The organism is Mucilaginibacter sp. P2_A5 (genome assembly GCF_056404995.1).
The window spans coordinates 57,291-80,885 of the sequence record NZ_JBFUCY010000024.1 but is presented as its reverse complement, the minus strand read 5'-3'; the positions used below and the strand labels follow the sequence as shown (position 1 = coordinate 80,885).

Genomic DNA, 23,595 nt, shown 5'->3' with positions numbered 1-23,595 from the left:
TCTTAAAACATCCGGCGCTGCGTACCCGAACCTCGCAACACGAACCCCGAACCTCATCAGGCGATAAAAGGCACTACCAATACCGGGATAGTTGAATGGCGCACCACGTTTTCGGCTACGCTGCCCATAAGCAAACGATCAAGGCCGGTACGGCTATGGGTGCCTATCACTATCAGGTCGGCATTAAATTGTTGGGCGCAGTTAATTATGCCATCGGCGGTGATGTTAAATTCGGTAAACGAAGTAACTTCAAGTTCACCTGCATATTCTTTTTTTATAGCATCAATTACAGATGAAGATTGTTGGGCCTGTAAATCAACCAACTCCACCTGATCTACACCCATAGTACCCATTGGCATCCCGATCAGGCTATCGTTGGCGTCTGGCGGAAAAACAGCCGGCTCGATAATATGAACCAAACCAACCGCAGCCTTGTAAGTATGTGCAATATCAAACCCATACGCGGCCGCATTATGCGCATAGGTACTATCATCAATGCCTATTAATATTTTATTGATTTTCATGATGTTTGAGGATTTGTCTGAACCGGAATTCATCGAATTAAAGAAAGACAGAATTTTAAATGATGTGTTGGAATTCTAATAATTTAAAAAATTCGATGAATTCCGGTTCAGACATAAGACAGCCCGCATCAAAAAATGTTTTAGTTTTCGATGTTACTTAGCCCTGTTTAACCTCATCCCATTTTTACTACCTTTGATTATGCAATTCTCTCCAGAAATTGAAGAGCGCCTGGCGCAATTACAGGAAAAATATGAGGCCATGGGCCAGGATATGAATTCCTATCTTGATGGCTTGCTGTACGCCGATTTTTTAACCTATTGGGATTACATTCACCTGGATACGTTACTAAGCCTCCAAAGCCCTAAAACGCCTTTCCCCGACGAAGAAATTTTTATCATCTATCACCAGATAACCGAGCTGTATTTTAAATTGGCATTGCATGAATGCCAACAGATAGCTATCGCCGCGCCCCTAACCGTAGATTTTTTTACAGCAAGGTTAAAACGGATTAACAGGTATTTTGGCGCTTTAACCCAATCATTCGAGATTATGGTTGATGGGATGGAAAAAGAGCAGTTCCTGAAGTTCAGGATGTCATTACTCCCGGCCAGCGGCTTTCAATCGGGCCAGTACAGGATGATCGAGATCTACGCCACCGATTTTATTAACCTGGTAGCTAAGGACAAACGCGAAGAACTGCGTACAGCCACAATTGAAGAGCAATTTGAATACCTGTACTGGAAGTTTGGCGCTACCGAACTATCAACCGGCAAAAAAACACTGACACTTAAACAGTTCGAAAAAAAGTACGCCAAAACATTTATTGAACTTGGCAAGGCAAACGTTAGCTATAATTTTAACACACTGGCTTTAAAATTTGAAGCCGAAGGACAGCTTACACCTGAGTTAAAAACCGAATTGCGCCAGCTGGATGTAAATGTAAACGTAAACTGGCCGCTATCGCACTACAAATCGGCCGTGCGCTACCTTAACCGCGAACCCGAAGAAATAAAAGCCACCGGCGGCACCAACTGGCAAAAATATCTGCCTCCCCGTTTTCAGAAACGCATTTTTTACCCATCACTATGGAGTGTCGACGAAATGGAGAATTGGGGTAAGGCCTGGGTTGATAGCGTGCTGGGGTAAGCAAGCAGCAAAAAGTTATCCTGAATTGTAAAATTTCGCGAAATTCTGAAGAAGGGATGACACGCAGGCGAAAGACTTACGAAGTTTTTAAAACTTCGTAAGTCTGGGATTTTCGAACATGTCATGGGTAACTTGTCCCTGGATCCCACACAACGGTAGTCCTCCTGATATTTACTTAGCACGCCCACGACTGACTTATCATTTTACAGCAAGCCCTTCTTCAGCCACTTTCGGTGATTGTATTTGGCTTAACGACAACGGCACAAGCCTTTTGGTTTTCAAATAGGTTACCCCAACAATCAGCATCGTCATACTGCCACCAAAAAGCACCGACGGCACCGTACCCAGCAAAGAGGCTGCCGTTCCCGATTCAAAAGCACCAATTTCGTTTGATGAGCCTATAAACATCTGGTTAACAGCCGATACACGGCCGCGCATATGATCGGGTGTTAGTAATTGCATAATAGTCCCCCTGATGATTACGCTAACGCTATCAAATGCCCCCTCTGTAAATAGAAACACCAGCGACAGGTAAAAATTTTTAGATAAGCCAAAGCAAATTATAGAAATACCAAAACCTGTTACCGCAATAAGCAAATTACGCCACGGTTTATTCATGGGCGAAAACCTGGTCATAACCAGCATGGTTAACACTGCCCCAATTGATGCCATAATTCGCATAATACCAAGTTTATCGGGGCCAACTTTTAGCACTTCGTCAGCAAAAACGGGTAATAACGATACCGCACCACCAAAAAACACCGAGAAAAGATCAAGGCTCATGGCGCCAATCATCATCTTATTATTAAATACAAACTGCATCCCCTCTCTCAGGCTTGTCCAGATGTTTTCTTTAGGTATAAACACCGGCGGATATTTTCGTAAACCTGCAACCAGCATCAGCGAAATTAGCATCAATACAATAATGAGCCCGAAGGTAGCTGTAACACCATCCAATCCGTGAAGAATCTTTTCGGGGTAAGCTATAATTAAACCAGCCACTGCCGGCCCTAATATAGCGGCAACCTGCCAGCTCGAACTGCTCCAGGTACTTCCATTGGGGTAAAGCTCTTTAGGAATACTGTGGGCATATATGGTAAAAGTGGCCGGGCCATAAAAGGCACGCGCAATACCATTACAAAAAACCATTAAATATACAATCGGTACTATCCATTCGGTTTTAATAATACCATGCATGCTTTTAAGGGTAACGGCAAATATTACTGCTGCGGTAATAAGTACGCCGCCAAAAATCAGCAGCAGCATTTTCCGTTTTTCAGATTTATCAGCAATATAGCCGCCATACAACGCTATACAAACAGCAGGGATAGCCTCGCAAAGCCCTATGCCGCCAAGCGCAATTTTACTGTTGGTAATATGCCATATGTAATAGCCTAATACAAAGGCCTGCATAGAATATGCAAAGGTGAAACAAAAACGCATCCCGATATAAGACCGGAAATCTTTATATCGCAATGCTGCAAAGGAATCAATTTTGGGTTTACTCTCTCCTTCTTCGGCCACAGTGTTGTTTTAGATGTGCCGCAAATTTACGACAGGATTTTCAGGATTTAACAGGATTGACAGGATTTTTTTGTCTGATGTGCAGATTTCAAATTTCAGATGTGCAGATTTTAACTGCAAAAAAGCCGCCTGTGGAAGCACCTGTTAAATCGTACCTGTTAAATTCAGATTAGGGCATTACCCTCGTTCCTCGGGTCAGGCTATGCGCTAATACTGCACGGGCCTTAGCCACATTTGGCCGGTATCCGCTCCTATCCTTAATGCAAAAAAGCCGCCTGCGAGGACACAGGCGGCGGAAAAAATTAATTCATCAATAAAAAAATCATCTGCACATCTGAAACGGCGAAGCCCTCAACGAAGTTAATCTGCATATCTGCACATCAGAATCCGTGCTGATCTATCAGGTAAATCAGCGCTGCTATACCGGCGCCGCCCAGTTCAAGCTCACGTTTGTTTACGTTTTCAAAAACATCATTTGGGGTGTGGTGGATATCGAAATACCGTTGAGAATCAGGGCGAAAACCTATCAGGATAACCCCTGGCAACTTTTCTTTCATCGGTTCAATGTCTGTTCCAGATCCACCTATAGTCAGTTGGTCAACTTCGTATGGCGCTAATATTGATTTCCAGTTGGTGTTCACTTTCTGGATAAACTCTTTGGATACATCCGAGAAACTAAAACCTCGTGGGGTAAAACCGCCTTCGTCTGTTTCTATAGCGGCAATGTGCTCCTCCTTATTTTGAGCGGCAAGCTCGGCGTATTTGGTACCACCTTTGTGGCCGTTCTCTTCATTCATGAAAAACACGGCGCGAACCGAATTTTTAGGGCGATAGCCCACCGCCTTAAGCACACGCAGCACCTCGGCCGATTGCATTACACCCGTGCCATCGTCGTGCGCGCCTTCGGCCAAATCCCATGAATCAAGGTGGCCGCCTACGGTTATAAACTTATTAGGGTGCTCTGTACCAGTCAGTTCACCAATTACGTTGTAGGATAATACATCGGGCAATAACTGGCAGCTTTGTTTGAAGTAGAACTTGGCTGCAGGAAATTTACGCAGTTTAAGCATGGCGCTCAGCTTGTTAGCCGCTTTGGTAGAGATTGCCGCAGCAGGGATGTTTTTGGCATCCTTATCGGCCAGGGTAGCGCCGGTATGGGGATAATCGTCTAAACTCTCGGTCAATGAGCGCACTATAACGCCTACCGCGCCATATTTGGCAGCAGCGGCCGGGCCCATAAAGCGCTGATCGCCGGCGGTTCCGTAGGCCTGACCGGTTTCAATGAAGCGTGGATCAAAAGCCCGGTTAAAGAAAACGATTTTGCCTTTAATAGCAGCCTCGCCAAGGGTAGCCAATTCCTTAAGGCTTTGTACCTCAATTACATTTGCCGTAATACCTTCTTTAGGCGTGGCAACCGTCATACCCAGGGCAGCAATAGGCACCGGGATGCGGGTTTTGCCATCAATTATAAAGGCGGTTTCTTTGGCACCACGTACCCAGTGCGGCACCATAACTTCCTGTAAATAAACCTTATCAAAGCCGTAGCTTTCCATCAGCTTCTTGCTGTATTCCACCGCTTTTTGGGCGTTGGCCGAGCCGCTGATACGCTGACCTATGTTTTTGCACAAGTAACGCAGGCTTTCGTAGCTTTTGCCGTTTACCAGGGCTTCGTCATAAATTTTGCGGATGAGGAGGGAGTCCTGCTGGGCATGGACAAGGGTGGCCGACAGCATGGCGGCGCACAAAAGGGTAAATGTTTTTTTCATCTAAAAATGTTCAAAAAAATGGTAATAATGCGCAATAAACTTCAAATTTTTAGCAAAAAGTTTCAACTTTTCAGCAACTTTTGACACGTTTATTTTACAAAAAGTCAGTCGAAACAAATTTAATATTTTGCGGCAATAATGAATGGCCTTCTCCTGCCTTTTTTAGCAAGACTCTTCTTTTACCATGCCGGGAACGTATAAGTCTCGGAACTACCAGGCCCCCCCGGCATTGGATCCAGTTGTATCCCAACTGAATAGGTGACAGCTTGGTACCACAGGTTAGAATTTATTCTGCCACATCAGTAATCATTTTATTAACGATCAGCCAGCGGTTATCTATTTAGTCAAACTGCTCATCAGTTAACATGGTTATTTTAGCTACATGAGCTTTTAAGATTTCTTTGGCTTCCATGGGCAGTTAAAACTCGGGTAACTCACAGTTTTAAAGTTATAAATTAATTGGAAATTCCAGGTCAATTAACAATACTTACTCATAACTGTAAAGCTTAATACGCTGGATGCCAAATTCATCAACCGGGATCCTGAGGTGCCTGCCCTGGTGGTCTTCATCGCCGTTTAAACGGCGGCCGGGGTGCCATTTGCCGTTTACAAAAGTGCCCTCATCTACACTTTGTATCCCCGCACGCAGCGCTTCATTCTTCGGTTTAAAACTTATTACCAGCCCGGTGCCGCCTATATAAAACTCATCTTTTGATAAGGCGATGATGATGCCACCTGTCAAAGGCCAGTTTGCTTCTTTAGCTTTCGGCGACCAGCCCAAGGTTAAATCGTGCGAAACGGTTAATATATAATCGCCCATTTCCAGTTTAACCGTGTCCGCATTCTTACTTAACAACACGCCTTCCATCAAACCTTGTTTTTTGGCTTTGCTGATCTCGCCCGATAACTGGTTAATAATATCATAACATTTCCCCAGCGATTCTGCTTCGGCCTTTTTACCGGATTCAATAGAAAAGGGAGAAAAGCCCAGGGCCTTGTAGTGGCCAATTGCATAAAACGTTTTGGCATCCACCCCTTCTTCAAAACGGTGTTCGGGAATCAGCAAAGCGTTGTCGAGCCTAGTATAGCGATCATTCCAATACTCGAAATTGGGGTTATAAAAATCGGGCGAAAGCAGGTCAATGGCCGGGGCGGCAGCTTTCCAAACATCAATTAAATGCGGCAGCGGCCCACCACTTGGGTATTGCCCGGGTTGTTTACCTGGCGCGTTAAGGGCCGCGTTTACATACATTGGCAGCGGGTAAACCGCTTTACCCGCCCTGGCCACTTCATTAGCATATATGGCAAAATACCAGGCTATAAACAATTCATCGGTAGCCGCGCTTTTACCAAAAACAGCCGCCCAGCTACCCGAAGTTTTGAAACCACCGCCCTGCCACATCTTTTGAATTTCGGGTACAAGTTTATTTCGATGCAAATTTAAATAGGTAATTAGCTTTTCCGGAACCACTTGGTTGAACGCAGCGTCGGCAGGTTTTGAATGGTCGCGGGCACTGGGTAGCATGCCTATTTCATTTTCTACCTGTATCATTACTACCGTATGCTGTTGGCTGTCTGTTTGTTTTAAGTGCTGCATGAGCGCGGTAAAAGCCTTGCAATCAGCCTTCAATGCATTTTCAGAAAACGGCGTAATGATCTCCTCAGAGCGGCCTTCGCTGCTTTGCACCCGCGGAAAGCGCTTTTGATCTGTTTTAACCCACGCGGGCGCGTAACAACTCATGCTGTTTTTCCAGGTGCCAAACCAAAGTAAAACCAGTTTTATCTGATGTTCCCTGGCGCTTTTTATAAGGTAATCAACCAGCACAAAATTAAATGTACCCTCCCTTGGCTCCATCAACTCCCAATACACAGGGGCTATCAAAGTGTTCAGGTGCATTTTTTTTAGCTTAGGCCAAATGGGTTCCATGTATGCTGTACTGGAAGCGCTCGAGTTTCCTAATTCCCCGGCAGTCATCAATAAAGGTTTGCCATTCACCAGCAATTCGGCATTATTGCCCCAATATTTAATTTGTGGCATTGCAGGGCTGCTGTTTTGCGCTTTACCCCCAACGGTGATTAAACAATACAGAATGAATATGAAATACTTCATAGCAATTGACTTAATTGATGGGTGGATAGAAATTAAATCCCGATACCCCATACTTAACTGGAAAACAGCAAACCCTACCTATGTCGCCGGTTTACAAGAAAGGATCGATGAGTTTAATTGAACCATCTGCATTATGCTGCAGCTCCGTCACCTTTACATTGCGCAGGTGTGTTTTGCCCGATATTTGGGTATCATGATAAAATATATACCATTTGCCTTTTATTTCGATAATGGAGTGATGGGTAGTCCACCCTTGTACCGGCTTCATAAATACGCCTTTGTAGGTAAATGGCCCAAGCGGTTTATCCCCTATCGCGTAGCAAAGCAAATGCGTATCGCCGGTTGAGTAAGTGAAGTAATATTTACCATTGTATTTGTGCATCCATGAGCCTTCAAAAAACCGGCGGTCATGATCTTTAGTTAATAACGGTTTGCCCAGGCTATCTAAAATAACAACATCCTTTACCGCACCATCAAAGCTTTTCATATCAGGTTTTAACAGGGCTACACGGCAGCTGATGGCCGGGGCATCTTCCTGTTTCGAATCTGTTTTTGAACCATCAGCCTCATATTTCCCGGTCGACCAGCGTTGCAGTTGCCCGCCCCAGATACCGCCAAAATACATGTAGGTTTTACCGTCGGTATCGGTAAACACAGCCGGATCAATACTGTAACTTCCGGCAATAGGTTCAGGCTCTGCCTTAAACGGACCAACCGGACTGGCCGATGTGGCCACCCCAATATGAAAAACATCTTTTTTATCCTTCACCGGGAAGTATAAATAATAGGTACCGTTTTTATAAGCAGCATCGGGCGCCCACAGCTGGCGGCCTGCCCATGGAATATCTTTAATATCCAGCCCTACCCCGTTATCGGTAACCTTACCGCCAATACTATCCATCGAAAGAATATGATAATCTTTCATGGCAAAATGATCCCCATTGTCATTTTCGGGAATGCCCGCGTTGATATCGTGCGATGGGTAAATATAAATTTTGCCGTTAAACACGTGCGCCGATGGATCGGCGGTGTAAATGGAGCTGATAAGCGGTTGCGAGAGGAATTTTACTGTTTTGCCGGTATCTGTTTTGCTGCTTTCTGCATCGGCCGCTTTTTTGGTGGGCGGGTCGCATGCGCTCAACATGCCTGCTGCTATAAAAAGCGTAGTAATTAATGTTGCGGTGGTAAATTGCTTGCTCATTGGCGTTTGGTTTATGGTGATGATTAATTGGTCATGTAATTATTGCCCCCGATACCCGGCACATAATAAAATTTCATGTCTTTATAGTACGATAGCGGGTGTTCGGGCTTCGGATATCCGGCCCCGATGGGCATTTTTGAAAAAGTTTGGAAATATAAAACGCATGCATCCCGCCAGGATGCGGCCTCACTTAACTGAACTTTCATCAGCTGTTGTACCAGGGCAAAACGCTCCGCATCCACTTTGCCCTGCATTTTATCCCACGTTAAACCCATTTGCTTAACCGAATCGGCACCCATATAATAGTGGTGAACCATTTCGTCCCATAATGATTTGCCCGAACGCATTTTGTAGGTCCAGCTTAAATGATGGAACCATAAAAGGTATTTATCGGGGCAGGTTTGCAGGTTTTCCCAATGCGATTGAACCTGTGGCGTGTATTGCGACAGTGCATTGCTACCCGTGCCGGTACGGTTAAAACCAATCCCGGCCGAATCGGCTTTGTGATAATAAGTGGCATTCCAATCGGGCCGGCCTGCATTATCAACCCAGGGGCCGGGGCCATAATGGGTAGATACGCCCATAATGTGGTGCAAACCAAGCGGGGTCATATAATTAACGGTATTCTCCCTTGATTGCAACATAATTTTTTTAACCGGCGATGCAAAGCCAGCATCATTGGTAAAAGTCATTTTTAGCCAGTCATCGGCTATAGCCGCCGGCGACTGATCGGGGTTCCAGGCCATGCGACCGAAGGCATACCAGTTGGCCTGGGCAAAGGGATGCCCGCACCAGTTTAAGTCTGTGCCGATATTGGCCACACCAGCCATACCTGTTATTAGTTTTTTATTAAAATTACCCTGGAGGATGCGTGATACGGTTGCCCCCTTACCCTTCATGTACGTATCTGCTTGCAGGGTTTCGGCAAATAATGGCGCTTCATAAACCAAATGTGTCGAAAAGCCAAGGTACTCCTGCGTTAGCTGGAATTCCATCATCAGCGCGGTATTGGGCATGGCGCCAAACAGCGGATGGAAAGGTTCCCTCGGCTGAAAATCAATCGGCCCGTTTTTTACCTGGATAATCACATTATCTTTAAACTTCCCATCAAAGGGCTTAAATTCATTATATGCCTGCTTCGACCTGTCATCAGGCACATTATTATCGTACACAAAAGCCCGCCACATCACAATGCCATGGTGTGGGGCCAGCGCATCTGCCAGCATATTGGCGCCATCGGCATGGGTACGGCCATAACTTTGGGGGCCGGGCTGGCCTTCGGAGTTGGCCTTTACTAAAAATCCGCCAAAATCGGGAATGTAACGATAAATTTCGTCGGCCTTATCGGCCCACCATTTTCTCACATCGTCATTTAACGGATCGGCCGTTTTCAGGTGGCCTAACTCTACCGGGCTGCTGAATTTTACCGACAAATAAATTTTAATACCATACACCCTGAAAACATTAGCAAGCGCCTGAATTTTAATTAAATATAGAGGCGAGAGTATAAGCGCATCGGCATTTACGTTATTGATAACCGAACCATTAATCCCTACCGAAGCATTGGCTCGCGCGTAATCAATATACCGCTGGTCGATAATACCGGGCAGCTTGTGCCAGTTCCAGATAGATGAGCCCGCATAGCCCCTCTCCACAGTGCGGTTCAGGTTATCCCAATGATCCAACACCCGGTTCATCATCCGCGGACGATCAGTGATATTAAGATTATTAATAGCCTGGTGAGTTTGCAGCAGCTTTAAAAAATTAAAAACACCATACAGCACGCCTACATCGGCTTTGGCTGTAATGAGGATACATTTTTTTTGATGGACAAGGGTTGTTTTTATGATATACCCTTCGCTGCCTATACTATCAGGGATGGTAACAGATAATCCCTTTAAGGATTGTGGTGTACCAATAATGAGTGTACCGCCGCCTGTTACAGTTTTGGCGTCGACGGGTAGCATTGACAACATACCGTCCAGGCCTTTTAACAATTCCGCTTTAGCTGCCTTAAGCTGATCGGATGCTGCCGGAAAAACCAGGTATTTAAGTTGTTGTTTATAAACCGCTGCAGCCTGCCGGTTGGCTATCTTGTTGTACTCAAGCCAAAGTTTATATCCATCATCGGCACGGGCATTGGTTACCGCTCCCAATAAAAGCAGCGCCAGCAAACACATATTTTTCTTTATAGAATATTTGGCCATGGCGTCATTAATTCAGCATCGGTAAACCTTTTTTTCTGTAATAAAAAACAATAAAATGATGTATTAAAGTTTATGAAAGAACACCGGTAGCGCATGCCCTATCCACAATGGTTTATAATGATTTAAACTTTATGCAATCGATTGCAAATATATAAACCTTTATTTATATTTAGCAATTCAAAACCAATTATTCATTTATTTAAATCATTACCGGCCGTCAATCCTAACTTTTACGCTGACCGGTACAAAACAAGCCTGATGAAAACATTCGACTATTTGAAAATGCCTGTCGCCCTGATTGGAATCCTTTACATTACTTTTTGCGGCACGATGATACAAGCACAAACGGCTAAACTTAATGACGGAAGCGGCGCATTTGCGACCGGTAAATACCCAAACCTGTTTAAAGAGCGCGGCCATTCAAAAAAAGAAATTGATACCAAAATTAACAAAGCATTTAACCAGCTGTTTTTTGGCAACCCCGATAGCGAGGCGGTTTATTTTCCGGTTAAAAAAAACAGGAATGGCCCCATGGCGTATGTAAGCGATGTACCGCACCATGACATCCGTAGCGAAGGGATGTCATACGGGATGATGATTGCTGTGCAGCTAAACCGGAAAGATGTTTTTGATGCGATATGGAACTACGCCATGACCAAAATGTATATCAGCGACCCGGCACATCCTTCGGAAGGATACTTTTCCTGGTCGTTAAAAAGAGATGGTACGCCGAATGAAGAAACGCCGGCGCCCGATGGCGAGGAGTACTTTGTGATGTCGTTATATTTCGCATCGGGCCGCTGGGGCAATGGGGCGGGCATTTACAATTATCATCAGTGGGCAGATAAGTTATTGACTACCATGCGGCATCACCCCATTAAAAGCGGACCAACTAAATTCGGCCCGCGCAAGATTGGCCCCATGGTTAACGAGGAAAAGAACATGATCCTTTTTGTACCGGGCATTGCCCGCAGTATGTTTACCGATCCATCTTATCACCTGCCCGCATTTTACGAACTATGGGCACGCTGGGGACCAAAGGAAGACCGCGATTTTTGGTATGCCGCCGCCGACACCAGCCGGGCTTTTTTTGTAAAAGCAACAAACCCGCAAACAGGATTGGCATCAGATTACGCTAATTTTGACGGCAGCCCCTTTGCCATTGGTTTTAATAAAAACGCGGTTAATTTCTCTTTCGATTCCTGGCGTACGGCCAGCAACTGGTCAGTTGACTGGGCCTGGTGGCATAAAGCCCCGGCAGAGCAGGTTTTAAGCGATAAAATCCAGGCCTTTTTTGCATCCAAAGGATTAGATACCTATGGCTGCCAATTTACATTGACAGGCAATCAACTGGATAACCGGCATGCCGGTGGATTAATAGCCACAAACGCGGTTACCAGCCTTGCAGCTACAAACCCCAACCGCGATAAATTTATTGATGCATTGTGGAATACCCCTGTGCCACAAGCCCTTGTTGAACGGTACTATGATGGCCTGCTTTACATCATGAGCTTTTTACATTGCAGCGGGAATTACAGGATTTATCCGCCGAGGTAGTTGTGGGTGAGTGGTTGATTGGGTTGATTAGGTGAGTGGTTAATGAGCGTACAGGGAATCAGTAAAATAAACCGTATCAACCTTTGGCAAGGCTCTGCTCAACCACTCACCTAATCAACCCAATCAACTACTCACTACACTACTCCACTATTACACCCGTTAATACTTCAAATATCCCGTTAGACGCCGGAAACACACCGAAACTATCCCATTAGCCCCGTTTGTGCTGATGACTGCTATTGTAACCGGATTGCTTAGTCTGAAAACTGTAAATCAAATATCAAAGTATCTGATATTGGCATAATAGGGCATGAATTTATGCAACCGATTGCCAAAAGTTAGTTAAATAAGCATTTAATTTTTACATTTATCCATTAAAATAATCCGGCAACCATTTCGGTGCGGTTACACAATTAATTTAGGCGCTTTAATTAAACTCATGCCCGGCAGCGAAAAAGAGATCACCATTTACGATATAGCTAAAAAGCTCAATGTTTCGGCAGCCACAGTAAGCCGCGCGCTTAAGGACCATCCACGGGTAAACAAGAATACCAAAAAGACGATTGTTAAGGCAGCCGAAGAGATGGGCTACCGTTCTAACTCGTTCGCAAGCAACTTACGCCGTAAAAACAGCAATATCATTGGCGTTATAGTACCAAGGCTGAACAGCAGTTTCATGTCTGACGTGATAGCCGGCATGGAAAAGGTTGTAAATGATAATAATTATAACCTCATCATCAGCCAGTCACTGGAAACCATGAAGAAAGAGATCAGCAACGCGAAAGCTATGCTGAACAACCGGGTGGATGGCTTGCTGGTTTCGCTTGCTTATGATACTACCAGCATTGAGCATTTTGAACCGTTTATAAAACGCAAGATTCCGGTAATTTTCTTCGACAGGGTATTTGAGCATGACCACTACCCGCAAATTTGTATTGATAACTACAAAGCGGCCTACGAAATTACCAGCCATCTTATTGACCAGGGCTGTAAAAGAGTGGTACATATTACAGGTAACCAATTGCGTAATGTTTACGCCGAACGCCTTAGGGGCTATCGAAAAGCGCTCGAAACACATCACATTGAGTTTGACGAACAATTGGTGATCATAAATGACCTGAGCGCCGGGGCATCGGCCATTGCCGCTGAAGCTATATTAAATATGCCCAACCGCCCCGATGGCATTTTTGCCACCAACGATGTGAGCGCCGTAAGTTGCATACAGGTACTCAAAAAAGCAGGAATAAAAATACCGGAAGATATTGCCGTTGCGGGCTTTAACAACGACCCGGCATCGTGCGTAATTGAACCTAATTTAACTACGGTAAATTACAAAGGGTATGAAATGGGCGAAGTTGCCGCCAATTTGCTCATTAATCATTTGGTTAACAAAAACGACCTGCAGCAAACCCATAGCCTGATATTAAGATCGGAATTGATTATACGAGAATCATCGGCCAGGAAAAAGCAACAATAGAGTCAAGAAGTTAGAATCAAGAATCAAGACAGCCTCGCTTTATGGATAGTTTCTTTGATCATCGCTTCAAAGTCTTAACTCTTGATTCTAACCTCTTGGCTCTTTTTCAACAGTAATATATTATAATGGGATCAAAAACAAAACTGGCTATAGTTACAGGAGGCGCGTCGGGCCTGGGATTAGCCACGGCAAAAAAATTTATTGAACAAGGCATCAGGACAATTATTATCGGTCGTGACGAGCAAAAGCTGGCCAATGTGGCTCATGAACTTGGCGAGCTTTGCAGTTATAAACCGTACGATTTGAGCCAGACCGCCGGGATACCGGCTTTGGTAGCATCAATTGTACAGGAGTTTGGCGTACCCGATATCCTGGTGAATAACGCCGGCATCAACCATAAAAAACCATTTACCGAGGTTACCGACGATGATTTTCAGCAAATTATCCAAACAAACCTGGTATCGGTATTTTCATTAAGCCGCGAAGTTGTAAAAAGCATGCTGACCGCAGGCAGCGGAAGTATTGTTAATGTAAGTTCGATGGCGGCGCAGTACGGTATTCCTTATGTTATAGCTTACACCGCCTCAAAAACCGCTATTGAAGGGATGACCCGCGCCATGGCCACCGAACTCTCGCCGCAGGGCATCCGGGTAAATTGCGTGGCTCCGGGCTTTATAGCTACAGATATGTCGGCAAAGGCATTAGATAATGATCCCGCCAGGAAGCAAAAAGTTTTAGGCCGCACCCCCATGGGCAAGCTGGGCGAACCCGCAGACGTTGCCGAGGCCATTTATTATTTAGCTACAGATAGCGCCAAATATGTAACCGGGGTAATATTGCAGGTTGATGGCGGCAATTCTATTGGGTTTTAAATAAAATTTCGTTGTCAGCTGTATTAAATATTTGATATTAAAATGGGTATTTCTCGCGCAAAGACGCCAAGAAGCAAAGAAAAATAAATGGTTATATGACGCTTTGTATGGGCAACATGGACGTGGTTGCGAATCAGACTCTGAAGTTATTTTTTGTCGACACATCGGGGCTTGTTCAATACGAATTAGAGGCGTAGCCTCGGCCAATTTTTTTCCACGGGTTTTAACCCGTGGAAAAAAATGAAGAAAATGATTGAGAACCGTAGGTTCGAGCCATATGAAACAATGTGTATATATCGGTTTAACAAATTGAAAATACCTAGTTTACGCCAAAATATGAGCCGTGCCGATGGCACTCTTGTGGTCCTTTGGCCAATCATCCACGGGTTGAAACCCGTGGCTACAATATGTTTCGGGCCGATGGCCCTTAAGAAGAATTGTGTAGAAGCTAATTGAAACTAAAACAACACACACAAAACGTCATAAACCCCAAAATAAGCAAATCACTTTGCGCCTTAGCGCGAATAAATTTTCTCTGGACACTACAGAACTATTTTTACATCTCAATTATAACCCTGTACCTTCCTGCTTTCGCCCCTACTATTCAAAATTGTTATATCAACCACATCTGCCCCTACATTCATAAACCTGCCCGATTGGGATAAAAACGAGGAGCCGTAATAAAACTCCCGTCGGGTAGTTTTTCCATTTTTATAGCGGGTAACCGCGCAAATGTCGTTGGGCAGCAAGCTGATGGATTTTGTATCACGCCTCAGCTCAAACACTTTCAAATCATCATTATGCTGGCTGGCGGCAACCAGCGTTTTACCCTTACTTCCTTTAAGTTCAACAAGCGCCTTCCCGTCACCAGGAATATAAATGCCGCTTTGTAAAATAGATAAAGGTTTAAAGTTGCCTTTGCCGTCTCCTTTTAAAAACAGGCCGTTAAGGGCATCGTAACGCCCAACGGCTGCATCGGTGCTAAAGTCATTGCCGTTCATAATCACGTCCAGGTTACCGTCGCCATCAAAATCATCGGCCAGCATGCCGTTAATTGCCGATACCTGGGCTTCGGCAGGTAAGGGGATCATCGTAAACTTTCCGTTCCCTTCGTTTTTTAAATAACATGACCTTAGCTCGGTAGCCTTCAATCTTACGGCTCCTTTCATTTGTTCGGGCGTAAAAATATCGGCCATGGTGGCATTGGCGTATGAGCGGTAGTTGGTAAACTTTTGCCTAAGGGTAATCATTTGCTTAATGGCATCATCGCGCACATTGGCCGGATACTCTCTTTTAACACCATCTGCCCCCGGCAAAAACAATGATGGAAATGCGTCAAAACGGTTACGTTTATCAAAATCTTTTGCGGTAATATATGCCGGTTGCGTATCGCTCACCTGGTACAGGGTATTCAGGCCTGTATTACCAATAATGTAATCCATTTTACCGGTATGCCTAAAATCGCCTGCAATAATACTGTTCCACCAGCCGGTTTTGCCGGCTAGGCCGGTGCCGTCGGTAGCATCTTTAAACACACCATGATCGTTCCTTAAAAACTTCAGCGGCATCCATTCCCCTGCCAATATCAAATCGCTCCAGCCATCGTTATCAAAATCGGTAAACAGCGCGTCGCACACCATGCCTATGTCTTTTAGTACAGGGGCCACGGCGGCTGTTACATCTGTAAATTTTGTTATGCCGTTTTTGCTATCATTACGATATATAAAGCTGGATACCGCGCGGGGGTAATTCCAGGGATCGACCCTGCCGGATATAAAAAGATCGGGGCTGCCGTCCTTATTGTAATCAACAGCACGTACGCAAAGCTTGCTGGTGTTGTTTAAAGGCAAAGCATCAGGGGCCAAAGTAAAATTACCTTTACCATCATTTAAATACAGTTTATCCTGGTAAACCGGCGAGTTGCGGGCCGCCTGGTAGCCGCTGCCTGTTACATATACATCGGGCTTGCGATCGCCATTAGCATCAAAACATAAAATGCCGCCATCTTTGTAGCCGGTTGTTGTAATTGGGTTTGATAACAGGTTGCGCTGCTTAAATTTCCCGTCGGCCTGTTGTAAAAACACCTGGGCGGGCGCCTTATCATTGCCGCCGATGATCATATCATCAAAACCATTGCCGTCTACATCGGCAACGGCCAGTGCAGGGCTGTAGCCCGACAATTTGTGTGGCAGCAGTTTTTGAATATTAAAGTCGATAAATTCATTTTCCTGGTGCTTATAGCTGATGCCGACGGCCTTTGTTACTTCTTTGAAAATAGCAGCCGAAGCCAATTTGGGTTGCGGCCAGGTGTAATTATCTCGTGCATCGGCAAGGCGTACATTTAGTACTTGATCGGCTTTTATATTTTTTAATAGTTGCTGCCTGCCATTTGGCCATTTCATAACTACCGAATCAATTACAGTGGTAGCGTTCAATCCAAAATGGGCTATGTTTTGTACCGACGACAGGTAACCGCGGTATGGGCTGTTTTCATAAACCTGGTGCTTGCCTTTATCATAATAAATATCAGCCCAGGCCCCTATTCCGTTTACATTTTGCTTATCGCCCAGGAACTGAATTTGCAGGTAATGGGCTGCATCAGTTTTATTTTCGCCTGAAGTATTTTTGTAGATCATGGCCTCATCATCAATATTATTAACGATAAGGTCCATTGCGCCATCATTATTTAAATCGGCATAAACGGCTCCGTTTGAAAACGTAGGTGCTGATAGTCCCCAGTCGGCACTTACATCGTTAAAACTTGCGCCTCCCTTATTTTGATAAGCATAATTATGAATTTTAACCTGTGGAATTTGTTCAAGCACCTGTTGTTTGCTGGCCACAGCATAGGCGTTGGCCCTGTAAGCAATAAAATCATGATCGGTAACATCCCGGGGGTAACCGTTGGTAACTACCAGGTCGCGGTAGCCGTCATTATTAAAATCGGTAATTACAGGGGTCCAGCTCCAGTCTGTCTGGGCTACCCCGCTCATAAAACTGGTCTCGCTAAAAACGGGCGTGCCGATAGAATCATTTTGGCCCAGCCGTGGCCCCTGGTTTAGTTGCAGGGTGTTGCGCACGTATTGATACTGGTAGCCATAATGATCAAAATTTTGAAAAGTTTGATAGCTGTTGGCCATGCTCATCATTTTTTTGCGGTAATTATCCTCGGGGTTCATGTCCAGCTCAAAAATATCGGCCAGGCCATCGTTGTTCATATCCACAATATCCTGCCCCATGGAGTTAAATGAGGTGTGCTTAAAATACTCCTTTGACCTGTCGGTAAAAGTACCATCGTGGTTATTGATGTACAGTACATTGTTGGTAACAAAATCGTTGGTAACATAAATATCCTTCCAGCCATCGCGGTTAATATCGGCGATGGTAACACCGTGGCTATAGCCCTCAATGGTGACACCGGCTTGTTTGGATACGTCACGAAATACAGCATGCCCCAATTTGGCATCCCAATCATTACGGAACAGTTTACCGGTACTTGGGTATGAACCATCTTTAATTATCGGCCTGAAATTATTGGCATATGATTGCATGTTTGGCCAGTTGATGGCCTGGTACATATCCAAATCGCCATCATTGTCATAATCAAAAAACGCAGCCATGGTAGAGTGCGCGTGCAAATCCAAGCCATATTCATGCGCCATTTCTTTAAACTGCGGCACCCCGTTTTTATCAGGCCCCTGGTTTATATACAGTAAATTAGTGCGTTTTAATGAATCATTCAACAGCGAATTGCTGACATAAATATCCATCAGCCCATCATTGTTTATATCAATTACCGAAACGCCCCTGCCCCACCTGCCGCTGCCACCCACATTAGCTTCATCGGTTACATCTTTAAACTTAAAATCGCCCTCATTTAAATACAAGCGATTTTTAACCATGTTGCCGGTAAAGTAAAGATCCTGCAGACCATCGTTATTAAAATCGCCAACACCCACGCCGCCGCCATTATATACGTAGGCGTTATCAATCGGGTTGATAGAGTCGTTTTCGGTTATTAAATTATTGAAGTGAATATTGGAGTACGAAGACGGAATTTGCTCAAACAAAGGCGCCTTCTTACACGCGGCAACAGCAAGCATTACACAAACAAACAACAAGGGCTTAAAACGCATAGTAAGGCTATTTAATAAACAAACAAAGGCCGCCTAAGCAGCCTTTGTTTGTTTCAGTAGGTATTAAAGTTTAGGGTTGTTATCAATTTCGGCCTGCGGAATAGGCAGGAATTCTTTTGAAGCGTTGTACCATGATAAAGGTTCGGTTGCAAAGTAACCTTTTCTTCTCCACCTTAAAATGTCAACATTTCTTACTTCTTCGTTGGTCATTTCCACGCTTTTTTCGTGCATAATGGCTTTAACTACATCGTTTTTTGTAGCAACCGGGAACTGGGCTGTTGGATAAAGAGGCATAGCCACACTCGGCCTCGCCCGCACCTGGTTCAAATAGGCCACGGCAGCGGCAGTATTTCCTAACTCGTTTTCGCATTCGGCAAGGTTGAGCAATACCTCGGCGTAACGTAAAATGCGCTGGTTGTTGCTGCCCGGGTGAAACGAAGCCGTTGCGCGGTCTTCTTTATAAATGAGCTGGAATTTTCTGAAACCAACTTTGATGGTAGTACCATGCACAACAGATGAGTTGCCATTCTGATCGGCTGGTACCAGGGTAGACGTACCGTTATTAAAAGTATCGCCGGTTTGGTAATAGGTATAAGCATAACGCGGATCTGTTTTTACAGCGCCGGTAACTGTACTTTCAAACTCGTTCAGCATTTTGTTTGATGGGATCAGGTTTCGCCAGCCAATTGGATTATACTCCTGGTTACGTACCGTAGTTTGATCGGCAGATACGCCATCGCCTACGCCACTGCCCCAGTTAAAATTATTGTCGCCTTTATCCGAGTAAATCATCTCGAAGATAGACTCGTTATTAAACTCAGTCTCTTCTTCAAAATTATCCAGGAAACGGGCGGTCAACGCATAACCATCGGCGCCTGATGTTGGCACTTTAAGCAAAGCTGCTTTGGCAGCCGCATAATCTCCGGATTGCATAAGCACCCGGCCCAGCATCGCGTTGGCGGCAGCGGCAGTAGCCCGGCCTTTATCTGTACCCGATTTACCGGGTAAAATAGCTGCGGCATCCTGCAAATCTTTAACTATAAAGGCGTAAATATCCTCAAGCTTGGCTTTAGGCTGATAATCTGTAGGGCTTTTAGCAGTGGTTTTGTAAAGCGGCACACTGCCCCATTGGCTCACCAAATCAAAATAAGCCCAGGCACGTAAAAATTTAGCCTCGCCAACTAATCTATCCCTTAAAGCGGTGTTATCCGTTACCAGCGGCGCGTTATCTGTAACCGTATTTGCACGGTGAATAACCGTGTACAAAGTATTCCAAACCGCGTTCATTACCGGGTTTGCAGGGTCAACCACCCCTATCAGGATCTGGTTACGGGGCGCCTCCAGCTGGCTGCCGCCTGATGAAACATCGTCGCTGCGTAAATCATGCAGGAAAAACCACTCGCGGGCAACCAGGTTTGAGGCGTGCCATGTCGAATAAATGGCATTTGTGGCTGCCGTTAATTCACTTGAGTTTTTAAAGTATTTATCGGAGGTAACCACGTTTGGATTGTTTGTATCCAGTCCTTTTTTACATGAAAAAACAACTGCTACAACAAACCCTATGCTTACCAAGTATTTATAAGTTTTATTGCTTTTCATAATATCTTTCTTTTAAATGCCATTAAATGTTAAAAGCCCGCTTGTATTCCAAATTGAAATGAACGCGCCACCGGGTATTGCCCAAAGTCGACACCGTTGGTAAGGTTACCACCAGAGGTATTCTGATTTTTGTTACCTACTTCGGGGTCGAAACCTTTGTATTTGGTAAAGGTTACCAGGTTTTGGCCCGACACATAAAATTTCAACCGGCTTATAGAGTTATTGGCAAACGACCTTAGTACCGATGGTGGCAGGCTGTAACCAATAATTACATTTTTAAGCCTCAGGTATGATCCGTCCTCAATCCAACGGGTTGATAGCCTTCCGTTCCGGTTAGGATCGCCGGCAATGGCACGGGGGATGGTGGTGTTGGTGTTGGATGGTGTCCAGGCGTTTAGTACCTGTGTGCCGGCATTAAACAGCCTTGGCATACCTTCCAGGATAATTTTTTCGGCATTTAAAATTTTATTGCCCTGTACCCCCTGGAAAAATATAGCTACATCAAAGTTTTTGTAGTTGGCTGTGTAGTTTAACGAGTAGGTAAACTTAGGCAGGAAACTGCCGATGTAAGTACGGTCATATGAATCGATAACTCCATCCGGTTTGCCCTGCGGACCGCTGATATCTTTAAATTTGATATCGCCGGGCGCTGCATTAGCCTGCGTTGGGCTGGCTGCTATCTGGGCCGCGTTCTGGAATATTCCATCGGTAACCCAACCATAAAACGATTGAACAGGCTGACCTGCTATGGTTTGGGTAAACGGATCACCGCCGCCAAAATCGGCATCGTTGCCCGATTGAATTGTCGCGGTGGGCGAATTTAGCGTTAATACCTTATTGCGTATAACACTTAATAATCCGGTTACATCCCACTTAAATGCGCCGTCTCTTTTATGATAACCTAACTGAAATTCCACACCGGTATTTTGCATTGTGCCAATATTGTCCAAAGTACCTATGCCCTGGTAACCCTGGCTTGGCGCGGTAGGTATCGTAAGCATCAGATTTTCGGTTTTACGTTTAAAAAACTCGCCAACAACAGTTATTTTGTTATTGTACAAGCCCAAATCAACCCCAATGTTTAACTGTTTTGTTTTTTCCCAGCTTAAGTTTAAATTAGTTAAGCCATTGGTATATGACGCATTACCACCACCTGGTGCCACATTGCCAATAGGATAAAAAGCCAGGTTTGAACGCACGGGCGATAGGTATGGATAGTTGCCCAAACCACCCGGAGGAATGCCGGTTGAGCCATAACCTGCCCGCAATTTAAGTTCAGATACGGTTTCGCTACCTTTCAGAAAATCTTCCTGGTCAATTTTCCAGCCTATGGATGCCGAAGGGAAATTGGCGTATTTATGGTTGGGCGCCCAGATAGACAAACCATCGCGGCGGATGGATGCGCTTAAGAGGTATTTACCTGCAAAATCGTAATTAACCCTACCTACGTATGATTGCAGCAAGTTGCTTTCATTGATATTATTTGCTGCAACGTTTGATGCACCATTAAGTGTTTTAACCAAATTGGTTGCCTGGTTGCCCGATGATGTTTCGGTGGTATAAGTAAGCCCCTGCTGCTCGTAAACCGCCGTTGCTGCCACATGGTGCAAACCAAAGGTTTTATCAAATGATAACTGCTGGGTATAAAGTTTGGTAGTTGATGATACGCGCTGATTGGCTATTGCTGCCGATGTAGCGCTTAATGTACCGCCATCATTATAAATGGGGGTATAATTTTGCGTGTAACCGTTGGTATAGTCGATACCAAAAGTCGACCGGAACTTTAACCAGGATGTGATATTGGCATCCAAATAAGCGGTACCCAATATTTTAATGGTTTTAATAGTATTTGAGCCGATAAGAGCCGATTCAACCGGGTTGGTTGGATCAGAGCCATCAAAACTGCTGATAGGGCCCTGGAAACCTCCGTTTGTGGTAGGGTCATGCAGGGGGATATAAGGCAGCATCCTTACCACATTGGTTAGCTGTGTACGGTTACCTTGTGTTGCATCATAATGCTGGTTGCTTACCGCGGTATAAACATTTTCGCCAAAGGTAAATACCTTGCTTATTTTATGATCGGAGTTGATGCGGTAGTTATAACGCTCGTAGTTTAAGGCCTGGGCTATACCATCCTGCTTAAAATACCCTGCCGATGTGAAAAACCGCGATACATCATTACCGCCTGCTATAGAAACATTATTGGAAGTAATTAAGGCGTTGCGTTTAAAATAGGCGTCCTGCCAATCGGTATTGGTTTGGGCGTAAGTTTGGCTTGCTCCCGCGTAAATAGGCTTGTTAAAATTCGCCGGCGATAAACGCGGCGGCAGGCCGGCGGCTCCGTCAAGAACGGTAGCATATTGAACATACTGGTTTGTGTTCAGCAGGTCTAATTTTTTCGACGGGCTTTGGATACCGGCATAAGCATCAAGGCTCACCTCGATTTTGCCGGTGCGGGCGCCTTTTTTGGTGGTAATTAATATTACACCGTTGGTAGCCCTTGATCCGTAAATGGCAGCCGCGCTTGCATCTTTCAAAACCTCCACCGATTCGATATCCTTTGAATCAAAACTTGACAGGTTGCCGGTAGGGAAACCATCTATCACATACAACGGATCGGAAGCAAAGTTGATAGAGCTGATACCCCTGATAGTAACAATAGGCTGTGTGCCCGGCGCGCCGTTATTGGTAACATTTAAACCCGCAACCCTGCCTTGTAAGGCCTGTTCAACACTTGCCACAGGCAACGCGTTTATGGTGCGCGCATTCAATGAAGTGATGGCGCCGGTAAGGGTACTTTTCTTTTGCGATCCGTAACCTACTACCACAACCTCGTTCAATGATTTTGAATCGGTTTTAAGCTGTACGTTAATAACGGTATTGCTGCCTACAGTAATTTCCTGTGTTAAAAAGCCTAAATACCTGAATACCAGTATTGCACCCCCATCCGGAACATTAATCTTAAATGCCCCGTTTTTATCGGTGCTAACGGCTACCGCGCCCCCTTTAATAGTTACGCTTGCGCCTATAACCGGTACGCCCGCATCATCTGTTACTGTACCTGTAACCGTTATTGCCTGCACGGCCGGCGTATTTACCTGTGTGTTAGGCTGTTCGTTATCGGGTATTATCCGGTTGAGCACAATTACATTGCCCGATACCTCGTATTTGATATTTTGAGCGGTGAGCAGCTTTGAAAGGATAGCCGACAGCGTTTCATTTTTGAAATTTGCCGTTACCTTGTTGCTGGCCTGTATAAGTACAGGGCTATAAATAAAAGTGATATTGGCTTCCTTTTCAATAGAAACCAGCACTTTGCTTATCTCTTTATCCTTTGCATTAAGGCTCATTTTTTGGTCGAGGACCTGGGCCCGGGTATTGCTGGCAATGGCCCCGCTGATGAGCGTGAGGCTGAGAGCAATATTTATAACCGTTATGCGCATAATAGCAGTTAATGAATAGTTTTTTTTCATAA

The 23,595-nt window shown here is 44.9% G+C and carries 13 protein-coding genes; 4 read left to right on the top strand and 9 right to left on the bottom strand.

Annotation, left to right across the window (positions count from 1 at the left end; all coding sequences use genetic code 11):
* Positions 1-56: 56 nt before the first annotated feature.
* Positions 57-524, bottom strand: a complete 468-nt coding sequence (locus AC1DXF_RS20595) for a universal stress protein (RefSeq protein ID WP_477450584.1) — start codon at positions 522-524, stop codon at positions 57-59.
* 199 nt (positions 525-723) lie between these two features.
* On the opposite strand from AC1DXF_RS20595, the gene AC1DXF_RS20590 reads away from it, so the two are divergent.
* Positions 724-1,671 (top strand): tryptophan 2,3-dioxygenase family protein, encoded by a 948-nt coding sequence (locus AC1DXF_RS20590; RefSeq protein ID WP_477450583.1) that lies wholly within the window; start codon positions 724-726, stop codon positions 1,669-1,671.
* A 198-nt stretch (positions 1,672-1,869) separates the two neighbouring features.
* Here AC1DXF_RS20590 and AC1DXF_RS20585 read toward each other — a convergent pair whose 3' ends face one another.
* The 5 genes from AC1DXF_RS20585 to AC1DXF_RS20565 all read right to left on the bottom strand — a co-directional run bounded on the left by AC1DXF_RS20585 (position 1,870) and on the right by AC1DXF_RS20565 (position 10,479).
* On the bottom strand, positions 1,870-3,195 hold the full coding sequence (locus AC1DXF_RS20585) for an MFS transporter (protein ID WP_477450582.1): 1,326 nt from the start codon (positions 3,193-3,195) through the stop codon (positions 1,870-1,872).
* 380 nt (positions 3,196-3,575) lie between these two features.
* Positions 3,576-4,961 (bottom strand): M20/M25/M40 family metallo-hydrolase, encoded by a 1,386-nt coding sequence (locus tag AC1DXF_RS20580; protein ID WP_477450581.1) that lies wholly within the window; start codon positions 4,959-4,961, stop codon positions 3,576-3,578.
* Between the two features lie 487 nt (positions 4,962-5,448).
* A complete protein-coding gene (locus AC1DXF_RS20575) occupies positions 5,449-7,071 on the bottom strand; it encodes a GH35 family beta-galactosidase (protein ID WP_477450580.1) in 1,623 nt (540 codons plus the stop codon).
* A 91-nt stretch (positions 7,072-7,162) separates the two neighbouring features.
* On the bottom strand, positions 7,163-8,272 hold the full coding sequence (locus AC1DXF_RS20570; RefSeq protein ID WP_477450579.1) for a glycoside hydrolase family 43 protein: 1,110 nt from the start codon (positions 8,270-8,272) through the stop codon (positions 7,163-7,165).
* 23 nt (positions 8,273-8,295) lie between these two features.
* Positions 8,296-10,479 carry an alpha-glucuronidase family glycosyl hydrolase gene (locus AC1DXF_RS20565; RefSeq protein ID WP_477450578.1) on the bottom strand — a complete coding sequence of 728 codons (2,184 nt, stop codon included), beginning with the start codon at positions 10,477-10,479 and terminating at the stop codon, positions 8,296-8,298.
* Positions 10,480-10,737: 258 nt separating this feature from the next.
* Here AC1DXF_RS20565 and AC1DXF_RS20560 point away from each other — a divergent pair, with 258 nt between their 5' ends.
* From AC1DXF_RS20560 to AC1DXF_RS20550, 3 genes are all read left to right on the top strand, one after another.
* The gene (locus AC1DXF_RS20560) at positions 10,738-12,036 is read left to right on the top strand and encodes a family 8 glycosyl hydrolase (protein ID WP_477450577.1); all 1,299 of its coding nucleotides are present in this window, start codon (positions 10,738-10,740) and stop codon (positions 12,034-12,036) included.
* 439 nt (positions 12,037-12,475) lie between these two features.
* Positions 12,476-13,513 carry a LacI family DNA-binding transcriptional regulator gene (locus AC1DXF_RS20555; protein ID WP_477450576.1) on the top strand — a complete coding sequence of 346 codons (1,038 nt, stop codon included), beginning with the start codon at positions 12,476-12,478 and terminating at the stop codon, positions 13,511-13,513.
* A 125-nt stretch (positions 13,514-13,638) separates the two neighbouring features.
* A complete protein-coding gene (locus AC1DXF_RS20550) occupies positions 13,639-14,385 on the top strand; it encodes an SDR family NAD(P)-dependent oxidoreductase (RefSeq protein ID WP_477450575.1) in 747 nt (248 codons plus the stop codon).
* Positions 14,386-14,948: 563 nt separating this feature from the next.
* Here AC1DXF_RS20550 and AC1DXF_RS20545 read toward each other — a convergent pair.
* From AC1DXF_RS20545 to AC1DXF_RS20535, 3 genes are all read right to left on the bottom strand, one after another.
* Positions 14,949-18,521 carry a VCBS repeat-containing protein gene (locus AC1DXF_RS20545; RefSeq protein ID WP_477450574.1) on the bottom strand — a complete coding sequence of 1,191 codons (3,573 nt, stop codon included), beginning with the start codon at positions 18,519-18,521 and terminating at the stop codon, positions 14,949-14,951.
* 63 nt (positions 18,522-18,584) lie between these two features.
* On the bottom strand, positions 18,585-20,120 hold the full coding sequence (locus tag AC1DXF_RS20540; RefSeq protein WP_477450573.1) for a RagB/SusD family nutrient uptake outer membrane protein: 1,536 nt from the start codon (positions 20,118-20,120) through the stop codon (positions 18,585-18,587).
* Between the two features lie 29 nt (positions 20,121-20,149).
* Positions 20,150-23,593: a TonB-dependent receptor gene (locus tag AC1DXF_RS20535; protein ID WP_477450572.1), complete on the bottom strand. Its 3,444-nt coding sequence runs from the start codon at positions 23,591-23,593 to the stop codon at positions 20,150-20,152.
* Between the last annotated feature and the right edge of the window lie 2 nt (positions 23,594-23,595).